We start from the raw sequence: 26746 nt of genomic DNA on the forward strand, positions 1-26746 counted from the left end.
AAGTATGAAGTATCAAGTATGAAGTATGAAGTATCAAGTATGAAGTATGAAGTATGAAGGGTAAGAAGTTAGGGCGTGTTTCCGCTCCTCCCCTGTTAAATTCAGATCCCCCCCAGCCCCCCTTAAAAAGGGGGGAGAATTCACTCAAAGTCTCCTGTGATATCAAAGGCGGGCGAAGCAACATCTAGCTTCCCCCTTTTTAAGGGGGACGGGAGGGGGATCTCCGGGGCATAAAAACACTTCCCTGCTCCCCATCTCAGGGCAATGCCTACCTGACAACTACGTTGGATTTATTTATATGAAGTACGCACTTATTAATCCCAACTGGACATTTACGGGCAGCATCTACTTCGGCTGTCGAGAACCCCATCTGCCATTGGAATACGGTTATGCTAAAGCCCTGCTGGAGCAGCAAGGGCATGAAGTTTTAATTGTTGATGGGCAGTTATACAACCTTTCACCAGAAGACATCAGAAACCAAGTCGCTGCTTTTAAGCCAGACTTTACTGTTGTTACTACTGCTCCTAGCTATCTATTCTGGCGCTGTGCCCCTCCAGAACTGCGCGTTCCCCAAGAAACCGTGCTAGACCTGCGGAATATCGGCGGCACAATGGTTGCAGTTGGGCCCCACGGCTCCACAACTCCCAAAGCAACGCTGAAGAAACTGGGTGTGGATGTGGTTGTTTTAGGGGAATGCGAGGAATTTTTGCCTAAATTAACGGAAAATTGGGAGAATGTCTCCTCTATCTGTTACTGGGATGGGGATAAACCCCGTCTCCAGGGTAGTCCTCATACTTCTGATATGACGGCATTGCCAGCGTTGCATTGGCAAGCAGAAACAATTCAACGCCATCATCACCACCATCATCGTTTCGAGGCGGCACCAACAGGTGCGGGTGCGGAGATGGAAACCTCTCGCGGTTGTCCTTACCATTGCTCATTCTGCGCGAAGGACAACTTCCGCAACAGCTACCGCAAGCGTCCTCTGGCTGTAATTTTGGAAGAACTGGACGGTTTAATTGCTCAGGGTGTGGAGTACGTCTACTTTATTGATGAGATTTTCTTGCCCAATCGCTCGCTACTAGAAGCCTTGGTAGAACGTCCGGTGAAATTTGGGATTCAGACGCGGATCGATTTGTGGACGCGATCGCTATTGGAACTATTAGGTCGTGCGGGTTGCGTTTCCATTGAGGCAGGTGTGGAGAGCATTTCTGAACAAGGGCGTCAGCTATTAGATAAAAACTGCAAACTCTCCACTGAAGCGCTGAGTGAGTTACTGATTCACGCTAAGAAACACGTTCCGTTTGTGCAGGCGAATTTGCTAGAGGGGAAAGTGGATGATCCAGAAGCGATCGCAGCTTGGCGTCAGCACTTACAGCAGTTTGGTGTCTGGGCAAATAAACCTGTGCCGCTATTTCCTTACCCTGGCTCTCCTGACTATACGAAAAAGTGGGGTTTCCCAGATGAGGAAGCGTGGGAACGGGCAAATGCTTACTATTTGGATGTTTATGCAGAATTTAGCGATATTCAAGATGAGCAGCCCTTGCCTTTATCTCAGTTGGAACTTAGCGCGCCTACAAAATAAATCGGTTGCAATCTCTAAAACCCCTCTCCATTCATGAGGGGATTCCACGAATGTTAGTGAAACGCGTTTTGATGACGGCTGACACTATTGGCGGTGTCTGGACTTACGCTTTGGAACTCGCGCAGGAGCTGGGAAAACAGGGGGTAGAGGTGGCACTGGCAACAATGGGCGCACCTCTAACGCCCCAACAGCGTCAGGTAAGCCAACAAATAGGAGCGCAAAGCCTTGCACCCATACAGGTGTTTGAGAGTAGTTTCAAGTTGGAGTGGATGGAGGAGCCTTGGGAGGATGTCATCAAGGCGGGGGAGTGGTTGCTGGAGTTGGAAGCACGCCTCCAGCCTGATGTGGTGCATCTCAATGGCTATGCTCATGGGGGATTGGCTTGGCGATCGCCTATTTTGATGGTAGGGCATTCTTGCGTGCTGTCGTGGTGGGAGGCGGTGAAGGGGGAACCCGCCCCTGCTAGTTGGGAGCGATATCGCCAAGAGGTAAGGCGAGGGTTGCAGGCGGCAGATTTAGTGGTTGCACCTTCTGCGGCAATGTTGGCAGCATTAAAGAAACATTATGGTGTCACCCAGGGGAGAGTAGTGCCGAATGGTGGCGATCGCGATCGGTTTTATCCCCTTGAGAAAAAGCCGTTTATCCTGACGGCGGGGCGGTTGTGGGATCAGGCAAAGAATGTGGCGGCGTTGGAGGCGATCGCGTCGGAGGTGTCTTGGTGTATTTATCTGGTGGGGGAGGGGAAGTATGGGAGTAATGAACCACAGAGGCACAGAGGACACGGAGAAGGAGGGGGAGAGGGGGATTCTCCGGTGTTTTTGGGGCGGTTGTCTCCTGAGGAGTTGGCGGGGTGGTATGCTAAGGCGGCGATTTATGCGCTTCCGGCACGGTATGAACCGTTTGGGTTATCGGTGTTGGAGGCGGCACTGTCGGGCTGTGCGTTGGTGTTGGGGGATATTCCCAGTTTGCGGGAGATTTGGGGGGAGGCGGCTTTGTTTGTACCACCGGACGATCGAGAAGCGCTTTTTAGTGCAATTGATAGTTTGATGGGTGACTCTTCTCTACGCACATCTCTTGCTAAGAGTGCCCGTACTCGTGCGCTTGAGTTTACGCCTGAGCGGATGGTACTTAGTTATTTGGATGCTTATCAAGACTTAAGAAGGCTGAAGTGTAAAGGATGAAGGATGAAAAAGTTAGGACTTATGCAAAACTCACGGATTAAGGGCGTGGCAATGCCCCTACGAGATAATTAACGTTTTCACGCCTCATCGACGTAAGTCTAGATAAAACTTCATCCTTCATACTTCATCCTTCATACTTCATCCTTCACACTTCATCCTTCATCCTTTTATTCAGTTATGCGGATTGTACTGTTTTATCACTCACTCTTATCTGACTGGAATCATGGGAATGCTCATTTTTTGCGGGGTGTAGTGAGTGAGTTGCGATCGCGTCATTATGATGTGAGCGTATACGAACCGAAAGATGCTTGGAGTCTGCAAAATCTGTTGGCAGAACATGGAGAGGAGCCGATTCAAGGATTTTATTCTGCCTATCCAGGTCTTGATAGTATCCGCTATGACTTAAACGCCCTCAATCTTGATCAAGTGCTGGATGATGCAGATTTAGTCATTGTCCATGAATGGAGCGATCGCACGTTAGTTCGACGCCTCGGAGAACATCGCCACAAAGTCGGCGGATATCGGCTGCTGTTCCACGATACCCATCATCGCTCTGTCAGCGATAAGGCTAGTATGGCAGCCTACGACCTCTCCAACTACGATGGCGTCTTGGCATACGGCAATGTGATCCGCGATATTTATCTCACCGAAGGCTGGACGCAACAGGCTTGGACTTGGCACGAAGCCGCAGATACACGCCTTTTTCATCCAGAAGTGGGGGAAAACTCAAAATCCCTTGGTGACTTAGTTTGGATTGGCAACTGGGGAGATGAGGAACGCACCGCTGAATTATACGAGTTTCTAATTGAACCCGTGAAGGCATTGGGGATAAAGGCACGGGTGCATGGAGTGCGCTATCCAGAAGAGGCGATCGCTTCCCTATCATCCGCTGGAATTGAATACGCCGGATGGCTGCCGAATTACGAAGTCCCGCAGGTATTCTCACGATTCAAAGTTACCGTCCACATTCCCCGCTGTCCCTACGTCAAAGCCCTCCCCGGTATTCCCACTATCCGCGTTTTTGAAGCCCTCGCCTGTGGCATTCCGCTCATATCCGCGCCGTGGGAAGATATTGAAGGCTTATTTACACCCGGTAAAGACTTCTTAATTGCTCATACTGGCGAGGAAATGCAACGCCATTTAAATACCTTACTTCAAGATGACCAGATGCGAAACGAAATAGCCCAGCACGGACACCAAACCATCCTCTCTCGACACACCTGCGCCCATCGAGTTGATGAACTGCTAAATATTTATGTAGAACTCGAAGGTTCCGAAGCGGTCGAGACATCATCAAAACTTTAGAATCAACCCTCTTTCTATAACCATCCAAAATAAGCTAAAAAACTCTCTCTTCTCCTCCTCCGTGACCTCTGTGCCTCTGTGGTTCGTCAAACTTACTTACTTCCTCCACTTACCATCTAACTATTAAATTAAACAATGAAACTAACCATTGAGAACGAAATTCTAAAAATTGAATGGGAAGAAATTGAGCAGTTTTGGGCCTTTAACTTTACCAACCCATTTAAAATTCCCTTAGCTCATATCCTCAACATCACAACAGATGAACCTCCCAGCAGTTGGCAAGAAATTCGTGCCCCTGGAACCTTCCTTCCTGGCATCATCAAAGCTGGAACTTACTACACTCCTAGAGGTCGGGAGTTTTGGTATGTCGTAAAAGACCGGGATTATTTAGTTTTAGAACTTCAGGAAGAACCCTTCAAAAAAATTGTTCTTACCCTAGAAGGCAATCAAAGCTGGAAAAATCGAATTATGCAACTAAAAAACTCATCAGAATTCAACTGATAACGGCGGAATAATAAGTTTGAGATGACAAATAGACTCAATATTGCATTTTTCGGTTCTAGCCTTGTCTCTGCCTACTGGAACGGTGCAGCAACTTATTATCGCGGGATGATTCGAGCCTTACATGAGCGGGGACATCACGTTACCTTCTACGAGCCAGATGCTTACGATCGCCAAAAACACCGCGATCTTCCCGATCCAGACTGGGCAACGGTTGTCGTCTACGATGCTTCTAAGGATGCTCTACTTGGCTGTTTGAAAGATGCCCAGAATGCCGACTTGATTGTGAAAGCAAGTGGGGTGGGTGTCTTCGATGAATTTCTAGAATCCGCCGTTTTAGAACTTAAACAACCTCACTCCCTGATTGTCTTCTGGGATGTGGACGCACCAGCCACCCTTGACCGAGTTCAAAATAACCCTGCTGATTCCTTTCGTTCCCTGATCCCCCGCTACGACTTAATTCTCACCTACGGCGGCGGCGAACCCGTCGTCAACGCTTACAAAGCCTTGGGTGCTCGTGAGTGCGTCCCCATCTACAACGCCCTTGATGCAACGACTCACTACGGCGTCGCACCCGATCCTAAATTTGAGTGCAAGCTGGGCTTTTTAGGAAATCGCCTCCCCGACAGAGAAGCGCGTGTGGAAGAATTTTTCCTCCGTGCGGCGGCGGAGTTACCACAGGAGCAATTCCTTCTGGGCGGTAACGGCTGGGACGATAAGCCATTACCCAGCAATGTTAAATATTTAGGGCATGTTTATACCCGCGACCACAACGCCTTCAACTGCACGCCCCAAGCTGTGTTGAATATCAGCCGCGAAAGTATGGCAAGATACGGCTTTTCTCCAGCCACACGAGTCTTTGAAGCCGCCGGGGCTGGGGCTTGTATTATTTCGGATGTCTGGAAAGGGATTGATTTATTCCTTGAGCCAGAGCGCGAAATTTTGGTTGCCGAAAATGGTCATGACGTAGCAGAACACCTGCGCCAACTAACACCAGAGAAGGCACAGATGATCGGTGAAGCTGCTCGTAAGCGGGTATTAGCTGAACACACCTACGCCCATCGAGCTGAACAACTAGAAGCTTTACTGACAAAGACTCTAGGGAATTTTTTTTAAACGCAGAGGTGCGTAGAGGATGATTCCTCTCCTCTGAGGTCGGTTAGGTGAAAGAAGTCCGGCAAGAAGACACAACGAATGCCTCTAAACCATGGGTTGACATCTTTACAGCCTCCGAAATATCAGGCGATATTCAGTTGCGATCGCTGATTTATATCCTCTAGGCTCCAAATCCTAATACCGTCACACTGTTGGATCGCGGCGATCGCCTCCTGCTTGGTCAACACAGTTGGCACATACTGAGTTCGTTTCGCTCGAACGGCTTCAATGCCTGCCCTGTCGAGATTGAGTACTTCACGATAGAGAAACAGCTGCTTGTCGAATTTGATGATCGGGAAGATTATGGTGAAGATCGATGGATTGGCATCGGTTTACTAAGTGGGCGGGTTGTAGTCGTTGTGTACACCGAGCTTGAAGAGGAAATAGTCCGTATCATCTCCCTACGAAAGGCACTGACTCATGAACGCAGACGCTATGAACAATACCTCCAGAACCGATTGGGCTAGGATCGACGCGATGAGCGATGAAGATATTGACACCTCTGATATTCCGCCACTGTCAGAGGAGTTTTTTGCCAAAGCGCAATTGCGAATGCCAAAGTCACCAATAAAAGTATCAGTTTTAGTCGATCCCGATACACTTGCTTGGTTTCAGGCACAAGGAGAGAGCGCTGAACAACAGCTGTCTGTGGCGCTGAGAATTTATGCTGAGGCACACAAAGCTCATCCAGCGTCAGCAAGCAAAGTGAGCCTCATCCAGCAGGCTAACAATTCAAATGCAACGGGCGGTTGAAAACCGCTAGTGCTGAGTTCGAGGTTAACTGCCTTCGCTGATTTGAGTCGTTATCATGCAAGGCGTTGGCTTGCAGAGCGCACTCTGGGTTGGCTGATCGCCTCCTACTTGGTCAACACGGTTGGCACATACTGAGGTCATTTCGCTCGAACGGTGTCAATGCCTGCCATATCAAGATTAAGTACTTCCCGATAGAGAAACAGCAAGGCACTGAGAGCTTGATTTTGTGTCGAAGCCGAAACCTGACCCTCGACGGCTAGATGTGTGAGAAATGCTTCGATTTCAGCTTTGCCCATCTCCTTGGGATGGTTTGTTTAACTGTAGCCACGGTCAAAAAATCACAGAAATGTGTTGACATTGTGTATACAAAGCTTTTAAATTAGAAGAGTCTCCTATGGTCAGTAGCTTTAATACTGCTGTAGGTAAAGATGTAGTATCTTTGTCCCTCTTAGAGGGGGTAAGCGTTATGTCTGCCTCAGCCGGTGAAGGGTCAGCTAGCCAAACCCGCGATGTCACAATCAACATCCGAGCTAAGAAAAATCAACGCGATCTAATTGATCATGCGGCTGAAGTGCAGGGCAAGAGCCGCTCAGAGTTTATGCTTGAGTCAGCTTATCAGAAGGCTCAAGACGTTCTTCTAGATCGAAGTTTCTTTGGGTTAGATGAAGTTAAATTTAAGCAATTTGTGGCGTTGCTGGATGCACCACCTACGCGAGATGAGAAACTACACACGTTGCTGACAACCAAGTCTCCGTGGGATTAGATCGAGATCAAGACAAGCTATGTCCGCCTGAAAAACTGAATTCGTCACATCGAAGTGAAAGCTTTGACTCAGGTAACAGTCAGCTAGATGACTGGCTGAAGCGCCGTGCTCTGAAAAATGAGTTAGAAGGAGCTTCACGCACTTATGTTCTCTGCGTTGGTGAAATAGTCGTCGCTTACTACTGTCTTGCCAATGGAGCAGTGGCACAAACTGCTGCAACAGGTCGAGTTCGCCGTAATATGCCCGATCCGATCCCAGTTATGATTATTGGACGACTGGCGGTTGATCGCCACTGGCAAGGTAAAGGTATCGGGCGTGCTCTGCTGCGAGATGCAATTCTTCGCACTCTGCAAGCTGCTGAGATTGCAGGGATACGGGCAATTCTCGTACATGCCATCTCGGAAGATGCGAAGCAGTTTTATAAGAAGTGTGGTTTTACTGCTTCACCTATTGATCCGATGACACTCATGGTGAAAGTTAACGATGCCACTGCTTCACTTTACTTATGAGAGTGTTAATACTTTTACAAAGAGTTTAAGTATTGTGAGAGTTGCAACTGCAAAATCTCTCCTTTAATCTGTTCTACCTCAAAGAGAGTCTCAAGGCATTGGCTAGCAAGTGTTTCAGTCTCCACATTCTTTGCTTTCTCTAGAGCCTCATTACATTGTTTAACCACAGTTTCCATATCTAAACTGCCTACTTCTAGCGGCTTTAGTCCCGGTACTTGGCTTGACAATTGCTCGCTCAGTTGGGCAAGCATTGCTTCTTTCTCCTGAAGCTGTTGCTGTCGCTTTTCAATTTCAGCTAGTTGTTCTGAGGACATAATATTCGCCCATTCTTGCTCTTGAAGGAGTTTCTTTAGCTTTTCAATTTCAGCTAATTGCTCTGGGGATATAGTATTCGCCCCTTCTTCCTCCTGAAGGAGTTCCTGCTGCTTTTCAAGTTCAGCTAGTTGTTCTGGGGACATAATATTTGCCCATTCTTGCTCCTGAAGGAGTTCCGCCTGTCGCTTTCCAATTTTGGTTAATCGTTCCGGAGATTCAACGCTTGCCCAGGCTTTCCACTCACTGAGGGGAAGCGACCACCTGCCAGTTTTTACTGGGATTTTATATTGTTCAGCTAGATAGAGTAAATAGTAAGTAGCATGACGAAAATTCCTGTGCAACGAACTGTCAAAGGAAACTTTTTTGTTAAAGCCAAACTTACGATGTTTAGCGTAAATTTCAGCAGATCGTCTTTCATTCCTGCCATTGATTAGTTTGATTTCTTTAACAGAATCCCAAGGAAGATAAGTTTTCCAAAATAACCCTCGCATAAGAATGCCATTACTTCTTATCTGTAATGAAGTATCTATAGTATTGAGAATTACCCAAAAAATAAAAGAATAAAACACAGCGCCGAAAAAACTTGAAAAAAGCATAAAGCTTGTTAATTCAGGATTGAATAAATTTTGGATAATTATCAAGAAAACATATATCCAGAGAACTTTTATAAATAAAGCAACTATCTGAGGAATCCTGCGAGGCTTTAATATCGCTAAAATGTCCTGACTGTCTTTGAACATTTTTCTCTAGGTGGTGAAATTAGTTAGCTCTTTTGAGTGGCACGATTATCGCAAAAATTAACGGATTAGGGAAAGAATCTTCAAGAAAAGCAGGACTACTTGATCAACCCTGTCTAAAGACAAGTTCGCTATTTGAAAGGGCTTGATACCGCATGAGGAGAACGATCGCCAAAGTGTACCCGTTCAACTTATACGCGATCGCCCTAGGGTGTGTTTTTGGGATAAAGCCACGCAATTGCTCTTGATGAATCAGCTTTGCTATTTCCTAAGCAGGTGATGCGAGGGTTCAAAGTAGCGGCAGATCGTATCCAGACTCTTATAAGCTGCTAATAGCATTTGCGATCGCCACTTAGTATGAAAATCATCATCCTAGGATTATCCATCACTTCCTCTTGGGGCAACGGACACGCCACTACCTACCGGGGACTGGTGCGCGAACTGGTAGCCAGAGGTCATGATGTCCTGTTTCTTGAACGGGATGTGCCTTGGTACGCTACCAACCGCGACCTTCCTCATCCTCCCTACGGGCGCACTAACCTATATTCCAATCTTGAGGAGCTAAAAGACAGTTTTACTCAAGATGTGCGCGAGGCAGATTTAGTCATAGTTGGCTCCTATGTGCCGGAAGGGGTGGCGGTGGGGGAATGGGTAACAGCGACTGCACGCGGCGTCACAGCGTTCTACGATATCGACACGCCAGTAACTTTGGCAAAGTTGGAACGGGGCGATACTGAATACCTATCACCCCCATTGATTTCCTGCTACAACCTCTATCTCTCCTTTACTGGCGGTGCAACGTTACATCGGCTTGAGCAGCAGTATGGCTCACCGATGGCAAGGGCGTTGTATTGTTCTGTTGACCCAACTTTGTATGCTCCAGAAGAGGGCGATCGCCTCTGGAATCTTGGTTATATGGGCACTTACAGCGACGATCGCCAACCAACCCTGAATCACTTGCTGATGGAACCCGCACACCAATGGGGAGAAGGTCGTTTTGTTGTTGCTGGCCCTCAGTATCCCAGTACCATTAAATGGTCGAGCAATATTGAGCGGATTGAACACCTACCACCCGCTGAACATCGCACCTTCTACAACGCTCAACACTTCACGCTCAACGTCACGCGGGCTGACATGATTCGGGCTGGATACTCCCCTAGTGTGCGACTATTTGAAGCGGCGGCTTGTGGGACTCCGATCATCAGTGACTATTGGGAAGGGCTAGATACCTTCTTTGAACTTGGTAAAGAAATTTTGGTGGCAGATTCCCCGGCGGATGTTTTAGGGTATTTGCGCCAAATGCCAGAAGAGGAGCGTCGTGCAATTGGCGATCGCGCCCGCAAGCGTGTCCTAGCAGAACATACATCTGCCCACCGTGCAGCGGAACTGGAGCAGTATGCGATCGCGGCAATGGCGATGAAAAGTTCACCAAAGCCCTCTTTCTCCAATCACCCAAAAGATTTGCCAAGTGCGATCGCTAATCTTGCTCCTTGGTTTCACAACCTCCACCTTCCTGACGGCACCCAGACAGCACCCGATCATTTCCTAGGGGATTTTCCCGCCTTCAAATGGCAGCAATTGGCTACTTCCCTGCCAGAAAATCTCGAAGGTTGGCGTGTCCTCGATATCGGCTGCAATGCGGGTTTCTACAGTTTTGAACTCGCCCGTCGTGGTGCCTACGTCACCGGGATTGATGTTGATCCGCACTATCTAGCACAAGCAAACTGGGCACTCTTGCAGCTTGGGCTTGAGGAACGAATTGAGTTTAAGCAGATGCAAGTCTACGATTTAGCCCACACCGAGGAAAGCTTTGACCTAATTTTGTTTATGGGCGTTTTTTACCACCTGCGTTACCCACTGTTAGGTTTAGACATCGTGGCGCAAAAGGTGAAGCGTCTTTTAGTCTTCCAAACCCTTACCCTGCCGGGAGAAGAGGTGTATGAAGATACAAGCGATCGCCCTATCCATGACCGAGAAGCATTAACTCAACCCGGTTGGCCCAAAATGGCATTTATTGAACATTCCTTTGTTGGTGACCCCACCAACTGGTGGATTGCCAATCATGCTGGGGTGGAAGCGATGTTGCGTTCTAGCGGTTTGCGGGTTATCAATCGTCCGGGGCACGAAATTTATCTATGCCAACCCGATCCGGCTAATCCTTCCTGCGTGCAAACCTGGAACGAAAAAGAATATCTCGCCGCTACGGGCAAATTATGGCACCAAGGGGGATCAGGTGATGGGGAGTAGGGATACGGCATGTCGTGCCCCACCGACTCAGCACTTTGCTATCACCTCCAATCTCAGCCTGAAGTGCTGAAGATGTTTCTCTCAGCAAACGAAAGAGAGATTATTTCTGTAGTCTCATATACGTTTATTAACCTTTTTCGGCTATTGTAACCATATTGTAACTTTAGACAATTTTCCTCAGAGTCAAAGCGGCGGCGATAGAAGAGGAATTGTGAAGTAGAGGGAGCTAATGCCGAACCAACCCCATAACTTTAGCCATATTGAGGAAGTAAACCCAGAAAGGAGATTAAAGCAGCACCATCGTTTATTTTTTTGGTTAGCGATCGCGGCGGGCTTAATATTTTTCCAAGGCTACATGATCGCCCCGCTGATCCCTCGCCTCGCCGAGGTTTTTGAGGTTTCAGACCAGGAAATTGGACTCATCGTTCCTGCCTACCTCCTCTCCTATGCCCTTGCTGCTCTCTTCTACGGGTTACTCTCAGACCGTTTTGGTCGTTGGCCAATTATCCGCGCCTCTCTATACGTCTTCATTCTCTTCACCGCACTGACAATAACAGCTCAGTCTGCCACACAACTAATCTTCTGGCGACTCTTAACGGGTTTAGGAGCCAGCGGTTTGATTCCCATGACCTTCGCCTTGACCGGAGATTTATTTCCCTTTCGAGAGCGAGGAAAACTGCTGGGTTTTGTATTTGCGGCAATGGAAGGCGGAATGGCTCTCGGTTCCGCAGGTGGGGCACTTCTCGAACCCTTTATCGGCTGGCAAATGCTGTTTATTGCCACATCAGTGGCGGCGGCATTCATTCTTTGGCGCTTGCAACGCTACAGCGCGCTATTTGATTCCCCCAAACAGCAATCTTTACCATCGATCAGAGATATTTTTGCAGGCTATAGCACCGTACTGGCAACATTTCGCGGTAAGCGGACTTATGCCTATGTCTTCCTAAACGGCATCTTCCACTCTGGAGTTTATACCTGGCTGGGACTCTACCTATCTCAACGGTATAACTTGGGAGAGATTGGCATCGGGCTAGCAATTTTCGGATATGGAGTTCCCGGTCTTATATTTAGCCCCCTGATTGGTAGAGCCGCAGACCGCTGGGGACGCCGCTGGTTAATTCCCCCAGGATTGGCTGTAGCCGCAGTAGCAGGAGCCGCTTTAAGTTTTCAAATTCCCTTATGGATGACGACAGCATCAATACTGGTTTTGTCCCTTGGCTATGACCTAACTCAGCCTTTGTTTGCAGGCATCGTAACTGATTTGGGGGACGAAGACAGCTTAGGTCAGACGATGGGGCTAAAAGTTTTTACCCTCTTTACCGGATTCGGTATTGGTAGCGTACTTTTCGGTCAAGCACTGCTTTTGGGGTTTGCCCCTGCTTTGATAATCTTTAGTCTTGTGCAACTGTTAATTGCCATTGCCGCCATCCCCTTGTTCCGTTCCGAGGCTCCACAACATAAAAAGTCTTGAAGTTGCACTAGAGAAAGATGTTTTCTCCGCTCAAGACTGGTTTCCTAGGATGTAAGAACAGGAAAACAAACGCAATGGGTAAAACAAAGCCAGCGCAGTCAGAGGTAAAACAAGTTCTTGCTGCTCTCGAAGCCAAAGGCATCAGAAAGTGGGAAATTCTCAACGCTTGGTCAGAACTAGCCTACCAACAAGGCAACTATCCCGCTGCCAACACACTAGCAACAGCGGTGGCACTAGGAAAGCCAGTGATTGAATAGTACGAGCAAGGGTTGAAATAGAAATGACAAGCAAAATAGAAGAACGAAGAGGCTTTTTAGGACGGTTGTTCCGCGTCATCAACGACGTTTTGCTCTGGCTCGTCCGCTGGATTAAGCCGCGTCGAGAGTAGGGAATAACGGGTACTGGAAGCTTACGAATTCAATTCAACTTGCTCAAGAAAATCAAAAATCAGAGCAGCTAATTCTTCCGCCCTAAAAAGACTCCACTCATGATAAACCCCCTCAATCACCCTGAGTTGAGAACCCTTTATTCCCTGGGCAATCTCTTGACCCATATTAAGGGGAGTAAAAAGGTCATTTTCTCCCCATAAAACTAAACAAGGAGATTCAACGTGGGGCAAAAATGGTCTGATATCTTCGTCTAGAGAAATTTGAGCTGCTTGAATAACATTACCCGTTTGGAAAAGACTGTTGTACAGGAAAGCTTGAACAATATTAGATAAAGGCTCAGGCTTTGTCATGGGCATTTGGGCAACTATTTCAAATGACCTTCTCAGCATAACCTCCGCTAAATATCCTAAAGGGATACCTGTACTGTCTAGTACAACAACACTACTTACCAAAGAGGGCATTATAGTGGCTAAGATAATGCTGATCGCTCCTCCTAAAGAATGCCCAACTAAATGAACTTTTTTTAGGTTCAATAAATGAGCAAACTCAATCAAGCAATCAACGTAATCTTTATAAGTTGCCAGAGATTTGGTGCTAGTAGATTTGCCAAAGTTTGGTAAATCAGGAGCAATGATGTAATGATTTTTTGCTAAAGCGTTAAAAATCGATTGATAAGCAAGGGTAGAGACACTCCAGCCATGGATAAATAATATCGGGTCTGAATTTGATTTTTTGCCTCCCTCTAAATAGAAAAGGTGGGATTGACTTAGATTAATTCGCTTTTCAGTAAATTCACTCTTCACTTTTTGAGGTAACAGCTTTTAAAGGTTTATGGGGTTAAAACTATATCCCCGGAGGGAATGTTGAATAGTGTAAGTCGTGATAAAGAGCTAATACCAGTGTTGGTTATTCTGGAGTGGCATAAATTAAATGAGTTTCGCTAAGCCGACGATTACAGACGAGCAATTTGTAAAGATACGCTGTAGTACAGATAGCAGAACATCTTATTTTGAAGCAACAGGTGCGATGTATGCTCAACCGATGGATATAGATGAACCAATGCACCTGTTTGATTTCTTTGGTGTCGATATTTCACGCTGTATTCAGGATGAGTCTACCTCACGGTGGACGTTAGTCAGTCGTAAAATCACGCTTTATCTCGATCCAGAAAGCGGAGAAGTTTTGCGGAATTGGCAAAACCCTTGGACGGGGGAAACCTTAAATGTGATGCATCGCTCTTATGACTACCAGGAGTTTCTTATTCCCCCGCAGTTACCCGCTTACATCACCCCGGAAATCTCCTCAGTCTCAATTGACATCAACCTCAAACTCCCGAATCCCCTAGCCAAAAATCCTAAGTTTGCTGATTATTCTTCGGAGGAGTACATCCAATCTTCGGACTCCTACAAATTCCTGTTTCCGACAAAGATGTTGGAGGCGGAAGCCGTGAGTCCTAGTGACAATCGCTCGGTTGCACTGTCGTACTACCGCATGGGAGTGTGGGAACCCTGGATGAAAATGAAGGGCAAACCAGGCTTTCTCGTCTTGAACTATACGGGGGCTAAAACTGATGCTTTTGATGAGCTACACCCCGATATTAGAGCTTTAATTGTAGAGCGAATGCCTTTGTTCCGCGAAGCTCCTCCCCAGCAATTGGAGCGTTCAATTGCTACTAGTTGGAGCCGTTTTGAAGAGAAGTTCGATGCTTATTTGCGGGGTGAGGAGTTTCCGCTACCAGCACCGATACAGGAGGAACCTTCTCGATCATGATAAATGACTCTCCAGTGGCACTATTTTCGAGCAGTTCCCCTGATCGAGTCCAAGATTTATCGCTTAATGCTTTTTTAGAGCAGTGTTGGCGGCTCTTCTTTGTGCCAATTTCGTAGCCGGAAGGCGAGAATCAGCAACATTATGCCGAAACTGATGGCATAAGCGCCAATTACCCACAGAATCGCCAAAGCACCAGCAACGGGGCGGATTGTCAAGAGTAGACCAAATAATAGCGAAGCCACACCTGCAGCCGCTAGCAGCCACTCATTCTGTATTTCCTTCCGCAGGGCGATCGCTGCAAGAATCTCGAAGACGCCAGAGATAATTGCCCAAGCTGCGATCAGGTAGACCAAGATTACCCCGGCACGCACTGGTTGTAAGAAAACGAACACACCTATGAGGATGCCGACTAAACCTTGTAGTAGGAGTATCAACCCTTGAGCGCCTGCCCCTCGTCCTCTTAATGCCGCAATCAAGGCAAAAACCCCACCGATAATGGCAAAGGCACCGAAGAGTGCCACCAGTACTGCCAAGCTGATACCAGGCAATAGGAAAACTGCTATACCGAAGAGGATAGCGATCGCCCCCCGTAATGCCAGCGTCCACCAGTTACGAGCAAGCAGGGTTCCCATTCCCAATCTGCTTTCAGGGTTCGGTCTCATTGGTTAGAAGTAACGCATCATCAGCCCATCAATAACATTAATTACTCCGTTGGTAAAGCCAGCGGTGTTATAATCTATCGATTTTTTTAGATTTTAAACAAGTTTATACTACTTTTGTATCTGAGAACACATTTTTTGACTCCTGAGGTCATCCCTGAGAATGGCACAACTATAAATCTATTGGTAGGTAATTCAGGTAAGGGTAAATCGCTATCATTCAAAGGTTCTCTGAATATACTAATCATGAAAGATCGTCCGACTGAAGAAATTCGCGCTGTTAATTTACCTCCTGTTGCTACTGCCTATAACAACAAAGATCGTAATGCCTTTATTTTGGGACGGAATCCTCAAGCTGAACTCTGGAATGGACGTTTAGCAATGCTTGGTTTCTTGAGCTATGTACTTTGGGATTGGAAAGGTTACAGCGTACTCCGTGATGTCCTTAACCTAATGAATTAGTTCCCATAGCGAATTGCCCAACTTTTTTAAACCAACTGCAATAAATAAGCGGTTTAGTTCATTGAAATCGACTCAAGTTATTAACCTGAAATTTAAACTTCGAGCGGACTACGGGAAAATAGATCAGCCCTAGGATAAGTAGATGTATCAGTCTCAGTTAAGTTAAAAGATAGTTTCTCTCCTGCTCCGTATCAGGGCTAACCACTTACTGGCTAGCCCTTTTTTTATTCCCATAAGAGAAGTTAGGGGAGCCAAGGGGAGAAATTAAACAACATACGCTTTAATAAATATGATTGTGAATCCACTCTTCATTTTCTCGCAAAACATTCATAATGTTCGCACGGATCAAAGCTTTCAAAAGAAGTTGTTCTTCAGGGGTTCCATACAATATTTGAGTATCTTTAGGTAGTTCTTGCTGTGCTTCAAGAATTACATAGCATTGATCGGAAATTTGGTTGAGTACCGAGGAAATTAACTTTTGTCGTAATTCCTGAAAAGAGAATGCCATTTGATAAGGATACTCCGGATAATCTTCTAAGAGATCTTCAGTTTCCTTAATGACAAGCCACAAAGTTAAATTAATTATTCGAGGAAGCATTCTGAATTTTAATTTGTTTTATTTTGCTAAAAAATATACTGTTTTCTAAACTTGATGGAATTAAATTTTTTACGCTAGTTAATTTAAAAATAATGGCTTCTGACTCGCTGTTGCGTCTGCCAAAAGCCGGGGAAAGATGTTAAGTTTGCTTGTGATTATGCTTACAATTCAAGACAAAGCGTTACTTAACGCCATACGCCTGCTGGGCAGCTTCGACGGCGGTTTGGGTTTGTGACCCCCAGATACCATCTAGTGCCCCTCGATAGAATCCCTGTGCTTGCAAACGCTGTTGTAGTGAGAGAACGCTAGCGCGATCGCGCTCAGGACAGAGTTGTTGTCCATCGCTTGATTTTGAGGTGGAGGTAGGGATTGTTCCCCCAATTGCTGGGAGGGCTGTCCTGGTTTGGGAACCGATAACTCCATCCACGGGAAGCCGTCTGGCTTGCTGAAACTGTTTAACGGCGGCTTCTGTTAAGGGGCCAAATATGCCGTTAATCGGCCCTTTAAAAACGCCTGCCACTGCCAAGCTTTCCTGCACTGCACTGACTTGGGTGCCGCGATCGCCTCGCCGCAAAACATTCGTCACGGGACGCGAACCAACTGCCCTAGCTGGCTGTTGTCGTTGAGTGCTGCTAGGGGGAAGGCTAGCGGTTGCTTTCGGTGTACATTGCAAAGAAGCAAGAGTTTGTGCCCCAGCAATACCGTCAGGCGCGAGTCCCTGCTTTTGCTGAAAGCGGATCACAGCTTCTTTTGTAATCGGGCCAAAGTTTCCTGTCACCCGTGCCCGAAAGTAACCTAAATCCTGCAAACGCTGTTGTATAGCAACCACTTCAGAACCGCGATCGCCTGGTTGAACGAGTGCCATTGTCTGAGTTGCTGTACCTACAGTGCTCAAGACAAGCATTAAAGACAATAACGGCATCCCACACCGGGGAAGCTGCCAATTCCACGTCACAACCCAGTCAGCCTCTATCGGTGCCTGATTTGCCAAAGCAAGATGAAGATAAGCCAGGGTTTCCATATTTTTTACCATTTCTGACTGCACACCAGCACCAGTCTATCTTGCGTGCTATCCGCGATCAAAAACGCACTACCCGTGCATCTAGTCCCCGCGATCGCAGCAAGTAGGAACGGCTTTCAGCGAGGTTGCGGTCGTTAAACGACCCAGCATTCACGTACTGACCTCTTCTGCTAGCAGCTAGAAAGGCATCAGACACGGCTCTACGGGCTTGAAGGAGGGTGTCTTGACCTCCTGGTATCACGACGATATAGCGATTCTGTTGTGCTACCCCAGCCAGTCCTAACGCCACAAGCGTCTGGCTATCGGCAATACCATCAGGGCGCAACTCATTGGCGCTCTGAAATCGCCTGACCGCCGCCGTCGTTTGCGGGCCATAAACTCCATCAATTGTACCGGGATCGTATCCTCGCTCTCTTAAGCGTTCCTGAAGCCGCCTGACTTCAATCCCTCTATTCCCCGGTTGGAGGGTAGTAGGTCTAATAGGAGTCGGAGACGGAAGCGGAGCCGCTGCCGCGAAGCTTGGTTCTCCCGGTCTTGCAGGAGGGAAATAGGCATTGCTGTTGTAGCTTGGTACACCGCTCTGCCTAAATAAAGCTGTCTCAGTTGCTCCCTGAACGAAACCATCCGGATAAAGCCCCTGCGCTCGTTGAAATGAGGTTACTGCTGCTTGCGTTTGGGGGCCGTATACACCATCAATTGTTCCGAAAAAATAACCTAATTCCCGCAAGCGCTCTTGAACGACTGTGACATTAAATCCCCTCTCGCCTGGTCTCGCCTGCTGTGCGATCGCCTCATTTGCCCCTAAACCACTCAAGGCGATAACTACAGGTAATAAATACTTCCATGCACGCCTAGAAAGCTTTTGCTGCTCTAGCCATGCCAAAAAATTAGCCTCTTGAGAAGGCTGGCGATCGCAAAGAGGCAGGAAATCCGGATTCTCCATAGTTCTTAGAGCACACTTTTTTATCAGTCAGTCTACCCTAGAGCTTGAGACGTTGTTGATTATTCAATGAATATTGATAACCTGCTCTCTTGCTTAGCCAAAAATCGTCACAACAGTCACTCCCTTGTCTTGATTGGGGGAGATTCAGTATTCAGTGCCTAGTTGCGATCGCCCAAGCCAATAGCTTGCACTACCAAACTTCCTGGGGATTTTGTGGCAATTATCTCTAATTCTTTGCAAATCTTTAACTTGATTGCCTTTTCCTCAAGCAAAGGCTCAACTAATATCGTGTTGAGAATAGTCTCAATTTGAGGCACTCAAATCAACGACTTTGCCAAGAATGATTCAAAGAGGTAATTCTGCCAAAAAGCTATTTTTAAGGATAGCTAAATTAGTCCCGTTAGAGAAAACAGAACAGCTATCAATGCGGAAAAAGCGGTGATCCCTAGGGCGACAAAAGGGTTTTGTCCTTGACTTACGGCAAAAGATGTCACAACTCCCGCACCTAATGCTGCGATAAGAACAGATCCCAACCAATCTTTGTCTGAATTATTTTTGTACATTTTTTACTATCCACCAGTAAGGTTTGGAGTGGAGTGGGTTTCAGTTTTTAAACCGTAGCACTACTTCCGAAGTACCTCTCCTGGTAGAGAGAATTTTGAAATCAAGCTTCAATTTTAGTCAAGTTTCTTTACATAGAAATGTAAATTCCGTCAGCCGTTAAGTCGGTGCACTTAAGGAAGCCGAAGGTTGAAAATGCCACTAGGTATTAAATCCAGCGAACCGAGTAGCGATCGCCTTCCTGTGCGAGGAAAGCATCGAGTTGATGTAGAGTCAGAGGTTCTAGGAGGGGGACTGGGTAACGCCCATCGAGTTTCTTGAGATCAGTGTAGTGGCGGGCAAATGAGCCTAAATCTCCAGGGTAGGTCTGTTCATTCACCCCAACAAACTGACCGTGCTGACGGGCCCGATTGACCATAGACCGCCACTGATCAATTGAGGCAATACCGAGTGAGTTAAGACCATTGGAGAACAGGTTGGCGTAAATTTCATCGTAAGGCTGGGCAGTATCCAGATAGCGATTCAGGTGATCCAGTGAGGTTAGATCATTAAATACAGCCCAATAAGGCACTAGCCCCAGACGTAGCGCCAACCAAGGATTGAGATATGTAAACGACTCCACTAAAAGTCGGTTGGTTGGCAAACCCCGTACCTTATACCACCACCGATAAAGGTCAGCCACCAACGGACTCAAATCCTGGGGATCATTAAACACAATCCGACGAACCCGCAGACCCTGTTCATGGGCAAACTTCTCTACATCCTCCTGTAAAGATGGCTCAAAGCCCCATTCTGACTCCGGTAAATAGCCATCATGGGCAGGTGGGTTCCACTGTCGGTGCTTTGATCCGTGTCGTCTGAGAAAGTCGGCAATCTCCTGGCTGTCCTGAAAATAGTCTTTTGGGGATAAGCCACCTTTGCCACCAAACTGAAACAGATGGCGATCTGCAACCTGGGTAGATAGCCACTTGTATTGGCAATCTACCAGGAATATTGTGCCACCGGGCGCTAAATTCTGCTCCAGGAACTGCTTGTACTCTGTGCCAAGACGGGAGCGTTTCAGCCGGAAGTAAGAGACATGACCCACCTTCAATCGATCCTGATTAGGGTCGTGCATTTGGTATGCCCACAGGTCAGGATTGTTTCTGAGTAATTCTTTGGTAGGTGCTTTAGCCCACTCCAGTTCCTGTTTTGGGTCATCGAGATCCACTGAATGTCGCGCGCAAACGAGGAGAGTTTGCGGCAACCAGGGAATACCAAGTGCCGCACCCAGATGTACTGCACCACCACTAGAGGAGCCAATCAAGACGCCGGGATAGCGTCGTTTGGGATATTGGCTCACGACCCACTGAGACATTGTTTGGGCCTGCACATCGTTTAAAACGCTGGGCGAGGCAGCATTGAGCCAACCTACAGCAGTGGATATTGGCTCAATCAGTTTGCTGGGGAGATAGCTAGCCGCATTGAGGAAGGAACCTGTCAGCGATGGCGCAAACCCTCCCGCGCGCATTTCTTTGCCATGCAGGTATTTGGCTGTTGCTTGTAGTGCTGCTGTCGCTGAATCCAGACCGACGATGTAACTGGGTTTTCTCCCGGATGATGCGAGTCGTTGAGTAATTTTCTGGTAGAGAGACAATGGCATGACATCTGTGTTTCAGCGAGCTTATCGGCTGGAGCATATAGCCTTTTTAATTGCTTTATCAGGGAAACTTCGCTTCCTCCACCAAGCCTGACTGGTTGCTCAGGAATTGCCCTGTAGTAAGCAAAAATGCCTAGCTTATAAAATACTCAGCTATTTGTCAGACAAAATCATTCGGAAGGGTGATTACATGGTGGCAATTGCTCAAAGAGTGAATGTTTGGAAGCCTGTAATGAAGGCGCTGTTTAGGAGTTAAAGAACGATTTTATAAATACAGTTTCTTTTATAACGGAAGCGGTTACTCTAAGCCAGTTTTTTCCCTGCTCATAGTCGTCGTAGCGGCGCTTTCCCTAGTTTAAGATAATAACCTCACACTCTAGATAGAGAAAAGGTTAATTCCTTGAGGGGAAGAACTACAGGAATTTAGTAATTAGCTTGGTTAGAGCAAATGTCATGTCCCTCACCTTGTGACACTTGCTGCCCAAAGATTTAAAACAGAACTATGGCGTTTCTCGAACAGCTATCACTGAAGCTAAAATTCGTGCTGAGGTCGCTGTTTTTTTTGCAGTACATCCCACAGGCGTTGTTCTATTCTTATACACGCGATCGCGCTGAGCGCCGATACCTACCTGAAACCCCATCAGAGCCGTTGACGTCGCCGGGAAAGTTAGTCAAAGCAACGGCAACAGAACGAGGAGCCTACTTCTACTTTGAGCAAGCAGAACTTCAGATTGATTTTCTCACGCCTGATTTTGTCCGGGTGAATTGGTTTCCGGGTCTTCTACCCATTCCCTATGCGATCGCTTGTCAAGATTGGGATATTGTTGAAACCACATTGAAACCAACTGGTGATGACTGGATTTTAGCCAGTAATGTCTTAAAAATTACCGTTGGTGTTGATGGCAGCCTCACCTTTTTCAATCCAGATGGAAAAATTGTCAGGGAAGAATTGCCACCCCAACGACAAGGAGAACGATGGGTACATCAAGCTTGTTTACGAGCAGAAGAACATATTTATGGGTTAGGAGAACGGGCATCCTCGCTTAATTTACGTGCTGCCAAAAATGAGCAGCAAACGAGTAAAACCTACCAAATGTGGAATTATGACCCCGGAAATATTTATAAACCGGGTGTCGATCCGATGTATATCTGCATTCCCGTTTATTTGGGATTGCACGATTTAGGAAGTTACCTAATTTTTTACGAAAACACCTTTCGGGCTGAATTTACTTTTGCTGATCAAGCGATCGCTAATTTTGAAGGTGGCGCACTTCGTTACTATGTCGCCGTTGGTGAACCGCCCCAGCTTATAGAACGCTACACTCAATTAACTGGTCGTGCGCCATTACCTCCTCGGTGGGCATTAGGGTATCACCAATCGCGCTGGGGCTACCGCACCGAAAAAAATGTCCGCGAGGAAGTGCAGACATTTCAAACCCATAATTTACCGTTGAGTACGATTCATCTTGATATCGATTGTCAAGTTAATCATCGCGCCTTTACCATCGACCCGAAACGTTTTCCCCAGCTCAGAAATTTCACACAAGAACTGGCACAATCAGGCATCCAGTGCATTGCTATTAACAATCCGGGTATTAAATACAGCCGTCAGAGCAACTTATTTATAGAAGGGCAAGTCCTAGATGCTTTTTGCACCTACCCCAATGGAGAGCTAGTGATTGCACCTGTTTGGGCAGGATGCACTGTATTTCCTGACTTTACAAACCCGACGGTACGGAGTTGGTGGAATCAGCAATTTGCCTATCTGCTGAATGTCGGCATTGCTGGATTCTGGAATGATATGAGTGAACCGGCGGCGTTTGTTACTTGGGGCGATCCGACGCTTCCCAAAGTCGCGCAACATAATTTAGAAGGCAGAGGGGGCGATCATCGGGAAGCGCATAATCTGTATGGATTGCTGGAAGCTAAAGCCGCTTTTGAAGGACTTCGCCAACATCGACCTCAACAACGTCCTTTTATTGTGTCGCGATCGGGTTGGGCGGGTTTACAACGCTATGCTTGGACGTGGACTGGGGATATTGTTTCAACTTGGGAAGCCTTGCGCCAAACAATCGCCACGGTGATTGGATTAGGGTTATCGGGAATTCCCTATAGTGGGCCGGATATTGGTGGTTTTTTAGGCAATCCTTCAGGAGAACTCTATGTGCGGTGGTTTCAGATGGCAACTTTTTTTACATTTTGCCGGACGCACAGTTCTACTAGCGTTGAGCCTCGCGCCCCCTGGACGTTTGGTGAGCCTTACTTGAGCATTATTCGCCGCTTCCTGGAATTGCGCTACCAATTGATGCCTTATTTCTATACTCTGGCTTGGGAATCGGCCCAAAAGGGATACCCCCCAGTACGTCCTTTGTTTTGGTTTGACTGGAACGACCGATCGCTTTGGGATCGGGAAGAGGCATTTTATTTGGGAGAGGCGCTGTTAGTCTGCCCAATCCTCAATCAGGGGGAGCGATCGCATCCTGTATCTCTGCCAAAAGGACATTGGTATAACTTCTGGAACGACACCCTGCTTGAAGGTGGAAAGACGATGCAACTAGAAGCACCACTGGAACAGATTCCGGTGTTGGTGAGGGCAGGTAGTATTTTACCGATGGAAGACGCACAACAATTAACTCTTCACCTTTACCCACCCCTAGAGGGTGAGAGTGAAGGCTGCATTTATAGTGATGCTGGGGATGGCTACGAAGACTCTCGGCGCGATCGCTTCCGCCTCATCCGCGCTCAGCAAAGTTTAGAACTCATTTGGGAGCAAGAGGGAAACTATAACTTCCCTTATCAAGGGGTGCAATTGCAGGTGCACGGGATGTCAGTGCAACAAGCCTGGGTGGATGAGCAAGAAGTGGCAATTGAGGAACAACGATTGCCAGCCCATTCTTTTAGACGGGTGCGCTTTCGCTGTAGTTAAAAACGCAAGTACCCCAAAATTGAGGCTCAACTCTTAGTCAAGGCGTTCAATGTTACCCCCTTTGACCCAACCTTCTTGTCCCTCCTCACCGAGGCGCACTTGTTGCCATTTTTGATCATCGCTTTCTTTAAGGACGATAATTTCTTGGTTATAGGCAACCCCACCAATACGGGCAGCATCCGGCGTGGGGCCATCCCGCAAGCTTAATCCCTCTGCCCAAGTCACCCGTGCGGTGTAGCTTCCGGGGGGTAGCTGAGCCTCCGTCGGGGAAGGGCTAGGATTTGCTTGTGGTTTGGGGGTTGCTTCCGACTTGGCGTCTGAACTCTGAGCTTTAGCTACGGGTTCTGGCGGTTTTTCTTCGGCAAAAGTGGGTCGATCCGGAGGCGTCGAAAGCTTGGTAAGGAAGTAATAACCAGCCGCCGCGCCACTACCAGCGAGCAGAGTGACGCCGAGGATAAAGCCAATTAAAAACTGTATTAGACCTGACAAACTCATAGGGAGTTGTTAGTTGTGGGTTGTTGGTTGTTAGACGCGAGGCTGAAAGGCATTTTTAGCGGGGTTGAGTTGTAATCTGCAATCGCTAAATGCTACTGAAGTTGACGCTGAATGCGACTACTTAACCGACTGTCTCTAGATGCCATACGGGCTTTTCCGGCGGCTGCCCAGTCTTGGAGAAACTTGATTTGTTCTTGAGCTGTCCGTGCTAGGGGGACGATTTGGCTAGCCGCTTCCAAAACGTCGTCTGTGGTAAAGTCTCGGCTCTGGCTGAAGCCGATATGCATGGCTTCAATGAGAGTTTGCTCAATTTCTGCACCGGAAAAGTCGGGGGTCTCGTAAGCTAGCCGCTCTAAATCATAACTTTTTATGTTATGAGGACGCAGTCGAGATAAATGTAACTCAAAAATTGCTAAACGTTCTTCCTGACTGGGCAAACCCACAAAGAAAACTTCATCAAATCGCCCTTTTCGCAACATTTCTGGCGGCAGTGACTGGATATTGTTGGCGGTGGCAACGACAAAGACAGGCGATTGCTTTTCTGCTAGCCAACTAATAAAGGTGCCAAAGACACGGCTAGTGGTTCCTGAATCCCCTTTACTATCCAGTCCGGAGAAGGCTTTATCAATCTCATCAATCCAAAGAACGCAGGGTGCGAGGGCTTCTGCCAGTTGAATCATCTGCCGGGTACGAGATTCTGATTCTCCCACCAAGCCGCCAAACAAACGCCCGACATCTAGGCGCAGGAGGGGAAGATGCCAGTGGTGGGCGATCGCTTTTGCCGTTAATGACTTCCCGGTTCCCTGAATCCCCGCCAGCAGCAAGCCACGCGGATGGGGTAAACCATACTGACGTGCCCGTTCTGTAAAGGCACCTCCTCGCCGCAGGAGCCAATCTTTCAAGTTATCCAATCCGCCGATATCAGAAATTTGCTCGGTAGCCGGGTAAAACTCTAGGATTTGAGTTTGGCGAATTGACTGGCGTTTTTCTTCTAAAATTAGTTCCACATCTTCGGGTTGGATAGCACCGTGAGAGGCTATAGCCCGTGCCAACACGCGGCGAATCCGCTCTAGAGAAAGACCTTGAGCCGAACGCACCAGCTCATCTAAGACGTTATCGTTCAAGCTTTGCCCGGTGGCGCTCACTAAGCGAGCGACTTCTGTTTTAATCTCTGAGGCATGGGGCAAAGGGAACTCTAAAATTGTTAATACTTCGCTTAGGTCTGACGGAACGGAAACCTGGGGCGAAATGATCACTAGATTTTTCGGCTGAGACTTTAGACGCCGCGACAAATTTCTCAACTTGCGAGCAATCGAGATGTCTTCTAAGAAGCGGTGAAAATCTCGTAAGACAAAGATTCCCGGTGCATCGGCTGACAATTTCTCCACAAACTCTAGGGCTTGTAGGGGATTGCGGCGTCCAAACCCAGCGTCATTGAGGTTCCCCTGGTAGCCATCGACAAAATCCCAGAGATAGACAGCGCGATTTCCCAGGTTTTTAGCTGATTGGGCGATCGCGGATTCTACTCGCTCTTCTTCCAGGGTGGGAATGTAAATTAACGGATAGCGGGCACGAAGCAGCAGCTCAAACTCGTCATTGAATGTCATAGCAGTAGCTAGGGGCGATGAGGGCAGGGATTGGCAAACAACCATCTCCCCTTCTTAGTTTCCCTTAACAGCTCAAAATGAAACACATTTTAGGAAAGTTGTCGCTTTAGAGCTTCCAGGGCATCCCAACGGCGGTCAGTGTTCGTCTCTACGGCATCTTGTTCAATGGGCTGAATTCCAGGACAAGCGCGATCGCATAACTGCCGTGGGGGAATTGCCAGACACAGTTGCTCGTACAACCAGGTATCCGGTTCAAAATACCCTTGCGGATCTAGGGTTTCTACCAACTCATCTAAAGGCGTTTCCCGCTCTATTGGCCCCATATCCGGTTGATTGGCAGATTCATCTAACCACACCAGTTCGCTTGATTGCAGGGATAATCGATGATTGTATTGCTGCAGGCAGCGATGACAAGTCAAGGTCATAATAGTTTCTGCTTGTGCCGAAACTTCTAAATAATTGCCCTGATGCCTAACTTGCATTTGCCCTCGCACTGGTGTCAAAGTTTCCAGAGCGGGCAAAGGTTCATCAATGGTTATCGTCTCTATTTTCCCCGGTAGTTTGAGTAGCCGAGGGATATAAATGGCTTCCATGATGCTTAGTTCCTACTCAAAACAACACACCTAAGTGATAGCACTAAACCCATTCACTCGTTTTGTGAACGCAGGCGCACTACCAAACATCGCTCCGGCTCCTGTCCGCGACTGAGGGATTCTAAATCCTCACTCTCCTTTAAAAAGGTATGTATTTGACGCCGCTCTGCCGATGACAAAGACCGTAGTTCAAACTCATCCCCTGTTTGGCGGACTTTTTGAGCCGCGCTATCAGCAAGAGCGCGCAGTTCTGCTTGCCGCCGGACGCGGTAGCCATCGAGTTCAATGGTGTAGGAGGCTTGCTGCGCTTTTTCCTGGTTTAAGTTCAAAATCGAATTGGCAAGATACTGAAGGGCATCAAGTGCCGCCCCTTCCTTACCAATCAACTGTTGAATTTGGTCTGGTGTCAATTTAGTTTCGTCGATGATCAACCAATAGCTGGGAGGCTCGTCGTCTGAAGAAACTTCCTCTGTTGTTGCCTGCACACCCGTTGGTAAGTTAGCTAGCAGCAGTAGCTCTTCTAGCCACTGCTGACCTCGCTGCATAAGCTGATTGCTCATA

28 protein-coding genes and 1 pseudogene are annotated in these 26746 nt (G+C 47.5%); 15 read left to right on the forward strand and 14 right to left on the reverse strand.

Translation table 11 applies throughout. The features are described from left to right. The first annotated feature begins 298 nt into the window (after nt 1–298). From AC5JR3_RS11410 to AC5JR3_RS11440, 7 genes are all read left to right on the forward strand, one after another. Nucleotides 299–1585, forward strand: a complete 1287-nt coding sequence (locus AC5JR3_RS11410) for a TIGR04295 family B12-binding domain-containing radical SAM protein (RefSeq protein ID WP_495846000.1) — start codon at nt 299–301, stop codon at nt 1583–1585. A 50-nt stretch (nt 1586–1635) separates the two neighbouring features. Continuing rightward, complete coding sequence (locus AC5JR3_RS11415; RefSeq protein ID WP_495846002.1) at nt 1636–2766, forward strand: glycosyltransferase family 4 protein; 1131 nt, start codon at nt 1636–1638, stop codon at nt 2764–2766. Nucleotides 2767–2943: 177 nt separating this feature from the next. Continuing rightward, a complete protein-coding gene (locus AC5JR3_RS11420; protein ID WP_495846004.1) occupies nt 2944–4071 on the forward strand; it encodes a CgeB family protein in 1128 nt (375 codons plus the stop codon). A 135-nt stretch (nt 4072–4206) separates the two neighbouring features. Further along, complete coding sequence (locus AC5JR3_RS11425) at nt 4207–4572, forward strand: hypothetical protein (protein WP_495846006.1); 366 nt, start codon at nt 4207–4209, stop codon at nt 4570–4572. Nucleotides 4573–4596: 24 nt separating this feature from the next. Then, complete coding sequence (locus tag AC5JR3_RS11430; RefSeq protein WP_495846008.1) at nt 4597–5688, forward strand: CgeB family protein; 1092 nt, start codon at nt 4597–4599, stop codon at nt 5686–5688. Between the two features lie 212 nt (nt 5689–5900). Continuing rightward, nucleotides 5901–6194 (forward strand): BrnT family toxin, encoded by a 294-nt coding sequence (locus tag AC5JR3_RS11435; protein ID WP_495846098.1) that lies wholly within the window; start codon nt 5901–5903, stop codon nt 6192–6194. After that, entirely contained in the window at nt 6148–6480 is a 333-nt protein-coding gene (locus AC5JR3_RS11440; protein WP_495846010.1) for a BrnA antitoxin family protein, read from the forward strand. The genes AC5JR3_RS11435 and AC5JR3_RS11440 overlap by 47 nt, the downstream gene beginning before the upstream one ends. A gap of 140 nt (nt 6481–6620) precedes the next feature. On the opposite strand, the pseudogene AC5JR3_RS11445 reads toward AC5JR3_RS11440, so the two are convergent. Next, nucleotides 6621–6788 (reverse strand): annotated as a pseudogene (locus tag AC5JR3_RS11445) (site-specific integrase); the annotation flags it as partial. Nucleotides 6789–6946: 158 nt separating this feature from the next. Between AC5JR3_RS11445 and AC5JR3_RS11450 the strand changes: the two are divergent. Further along, on the forward strand, nt 6947–7243 hold the full coding sequence (locus tag AC5JR3_RS11450; RefSeq protein ID WP_495846012.1) for a type II toxin-antitoxin system TacA family antitoxin: 297 nt from the start codon (nt 6947–6949) through the stop codon (nt 7241–7243). Next, complete coding sequence (locus AC5JR3_RS11455; RefSeq protein WP_495846014.1) at nt 7234–7752, forward strand: GNAT family N-acetyltransferase; 519 nt, start codon at nt 7234–7236, stop codon at nt 7750–7752. Before AC5JR3_RS11450 ends, AC5JR3_RS11455 begins: the two co-directional genes overlap by 10 nt. A gap of 14 nt (nt 7753–7766) precedes the next feature. Here the strand turns inward: AC5JR3_RS11455 and AC5JR3_RS11460 are convergent, their stop codons facing one another. Continuing rightward, complete coding sequence (locus AC5JR3_RS11460) at nt 7767–8807, reverse strand: hypothetical protein (protein ID WP_495846016.1); 1041 nt, start codon at nt 8805–8807, stop codon at nt 7767–7769. 354 nt (nt 8808–9161) lie between these two features. On the opposite strand from AC5JR3_RS11460, the gene AC5JR3_RS11465 reads away from it, so the two are divergent. The 3 genes from AC5JR3_RS11465 to AC5JR3_RS11475 all read left to right on the forward strand — a co-directional run bounded on the left by AC5JR3_RS11465 (nt 9162) and on the right by AC5JR3_RS11475 (nt 12779). Further along, nucleotides 9162–11051 carry a TIGR04290 family methyltransferase gene (locus AC5JR3_RS11465; RefSeq protein WP_495846018.1) on the forward strand — a complete coding sequence of 630 codons (1890 nt, stop codon included), beginning with the start codon at nt 9162–9164 and terminating at the stop codon, nt 11049–11051. 229 nt (nt 11052–11280) lie between these two features. Beyond that, on the forward strand, nt 11281–12522 hold the full coding sequence (locus AC5JR3_RS11470) for an MFS transporter (RefSeq protein ID WP_495846020.1): 1242 nt from the start codon (nt 11281–11283) through the stop codon (nt 12520–12522). A 74-nt stretch (nt 12523–12596) separates the two neighbouring features. Continuing rightward, complete coding sequence (locus AC5JR3_RS11475) at nt 12597–12779, forward strand: hypothetical protein (protein WP_495846022.1); 183 nt, start codon at nt 12597–12599, stop codon at nt 12777–12779. Nucleotides 12780–12931: 152 nt separating this feature from the next. Here the strand turns inward: AC5JR3_RS11475 and AC5JR3_RS11480 are convergent, their stop codons facing one another. Then, entirely contained in the window at nt 12932–13714 is a 783-nt protein-coding gene (locus AC5JR3_RS11480; protein WP_495846024.1) for an alpha/beta fold hydrolase, read from the reverse strand. 127 nt (nt 13715–13841) lie between these two features. Here AC5JR3_RS11480 and AC5JR3_RS11485 point away from each other — a divergent pair, with 127 nt between their 5' ends. After that, nucleotides 13842–14681 (forward strand): DUF1838 family protein, encoded by an 840-nt coding sequence (locus tag AC5JR3_RS11485; protein WP_495846026.1) that lies wholly within the window; start codon nt 13842–13844, stop codon nt 14679–14681. A 74-nt stretch (nt 14682–14755) separates the two neighbouring features. Here AC5JR3_RS11485 and AC5JR3_RS11490 read toward each other — a convergent pair whose 3' ends face one another. Then, the gene (locus tag AC5JR3_RS11490) at nt 14756–15313 is read right to left on the reverse strand and encodes an HdeD family acid-resistance protein (RefSeq protein WP_495846028.1); all 558 of its coding nucleotides are present in this window, start codon (nt 15311–15313) and stop codon (nt 14756–14758) included. A gap of 273 nt (nt 15314–15586) precedes the next feature. Here AC5JR3_RS11490 and AC5JR3_RS11495 point away from each other — a divergent pair, with 273 nt between their 5' ends. Then, on the forward strand, nt 15587–15802 hold the full coding sequence (locus AC5JR3_RS11495) for a high light inducible protein (RefSeq protein WP_495846030.1): 216 nt from the start codon (nt 15587–15589) through the stop codon (nt 15800–15802). A gap of 280 nt (nt 15803–16082) precedes the next feature. On the opposite strand, the gene AC5JR3_RS11500 is transcribed toward AC5JR3_RS11495, so the two are convergent. The 6 genes from AC5JR3_RS11500 to AC5JR3_RS11525 form a co-directional block, all read right to left on the reverse strand. Beyond that, nucleotides 16083–16373, reverse strand: a complete 291-nt coding sequence (locus tag AC5JR3_RS11500; RefSeq protein WP_495846032.1) for a hypothetical protein — start codon at nt 16371–16373, stop codon at nt 16083–16085. Between the two features lie 208 nt (nt 16374–16581). Next, nucleotides 16582–17433: a peptidoglycan-binding domain-containing protein gene (locus AC5JR3_RS11505; RefSeq protein WP_495846034.1), complete on the reverse strand. Its 852-nt coding sequence runs from the start codon at nt 17431–17433 to the stop codon at nt 16582–16584. A gap of 46 nt (nt 17434–17479) precedes the next feature. After that, nucleotides 17480–18364 (reverse strand): peptidoglycan-binding domain-containing protein, encoded by an 885-nt coding sequence (locus AC5JR3_RS11510; protein ID WP_495846036.1) that lies wholly within the window; start codon nt 18362–18364, stop codon nt 17480–17482. 158 nt (nt 18365–18522) lie between these two features. After that, nucleotides 18523–18681: a hypothetical protein gene (locus AC5JR3_RS11515; protein ID WP_495846038.1), complete on the reverse strand. Its 159-nt coding sequence runs from the start codon at nt 18679–18681 to the stop codon at nt 18523–18525. A 69-nt stretch (nt 18682–18750) separates the two neighbouring features. Next, the gene (locus AC5JR3_RS11520; protein WP_495846040.1) at nt 18751–18927 is read right to left on the reverse strand and encodes a hypothetical protein; all 177 of its coding nucleotides are present in this window, start codon (nt 18925–18927) and stop codon (nt 18751–18753) included. A 206-nt stretch (nt 18928–19133) separates the two neighbouring features. Then, nucleotides 19134–20567: a fimbrial protein gene (locus AC5JR3_RS11525; RefSeq protein WP_495846042.1), complete on the reverse strand. Its 1434-nt coding sequence runs from the start codon at nt 20565–20567 to the stop codon at nt 19134–19136. A gap of 499 nt (nt 20568–21066) precedes the next feature. Here AC5JR3_RS11525 and AC5JR3_RS11530 point away from each other — a divergent pair, with 499 nt between their 5' ends. Further along, the gene (locus tag AC5JR3_RS11530) at nt 21067–23490 is read left to right on the forward strand and encodes a glycoside hydrolase family 31 protein (RefSeq protein WP_495846044.1); all 2424 of its coding nucleotides are present in this window, start codon (nt 21067–21069) and stop codon (nt 23488–23490) included. A gap of 33 nt (nt 23491–23523) precedes the next feature. Here AC5JR3_RS11530 and AC5JR3_RS11535 read toward each other — a convergent pair whose 3' ends face one another. The 4 genes from AC5JR3_RS11535 to AC5JR3_RS11550 all read right to left on the reverse strand — a co-directional run bounded on the left by AC5JR3_RS11535 (nt 23524) and on the right by AC5JR3_RS11550 (nt 26745). After that, entirely contained in the window at nt 23524–23985 is a 462-nt protein-coding gene (locus AC5JR3_RS11535) for an SH3 domain-containing protein (RefSeq protein WP_495846046.1), read from the reverse strand. A 92-nt stretch (nt 23986–24077) separates the two neighbouring features. Beyond that, nucleotides 24078–25592: an AAA family ATPase gene (locus AC5JR3_RS11540; protein WP_495846048.1), complete on the reverse strand. Its 1515-nt coding sequence runs from the start codon at nt 25590–25592 to the stop codon at nt 24078–24080. Between the two features lie 89 nt (nt 25593–25681). After that, complete coding sequence (locus AC5JR3_RS11545; protein WP_495846050.1) at nt 25682–26185, reverse strand: YceD family protein; 504 nt, start codon at nt 26183–26185, stop codon at nt 25682–25684. Between the two features lie 53 nt (nt 26186–26238). After that, nucleotides 26239–26745 carry a Jag family protein gene (locus tag AC5JR3_RS11550; RefSeq protein WP_495846052.1) on the reverse strand — a complete coding sequence of 169 codons (507 nt, stop codon included), beginning with the start codon at nt 26743–26745 and terminating at the stop codon, nt 26239–26241. Between the last annotated feature and the right edge of the window lies 1 nt (nt 26746).

Source organism: Kastovskya adunca (assembly GCF_059505785.1).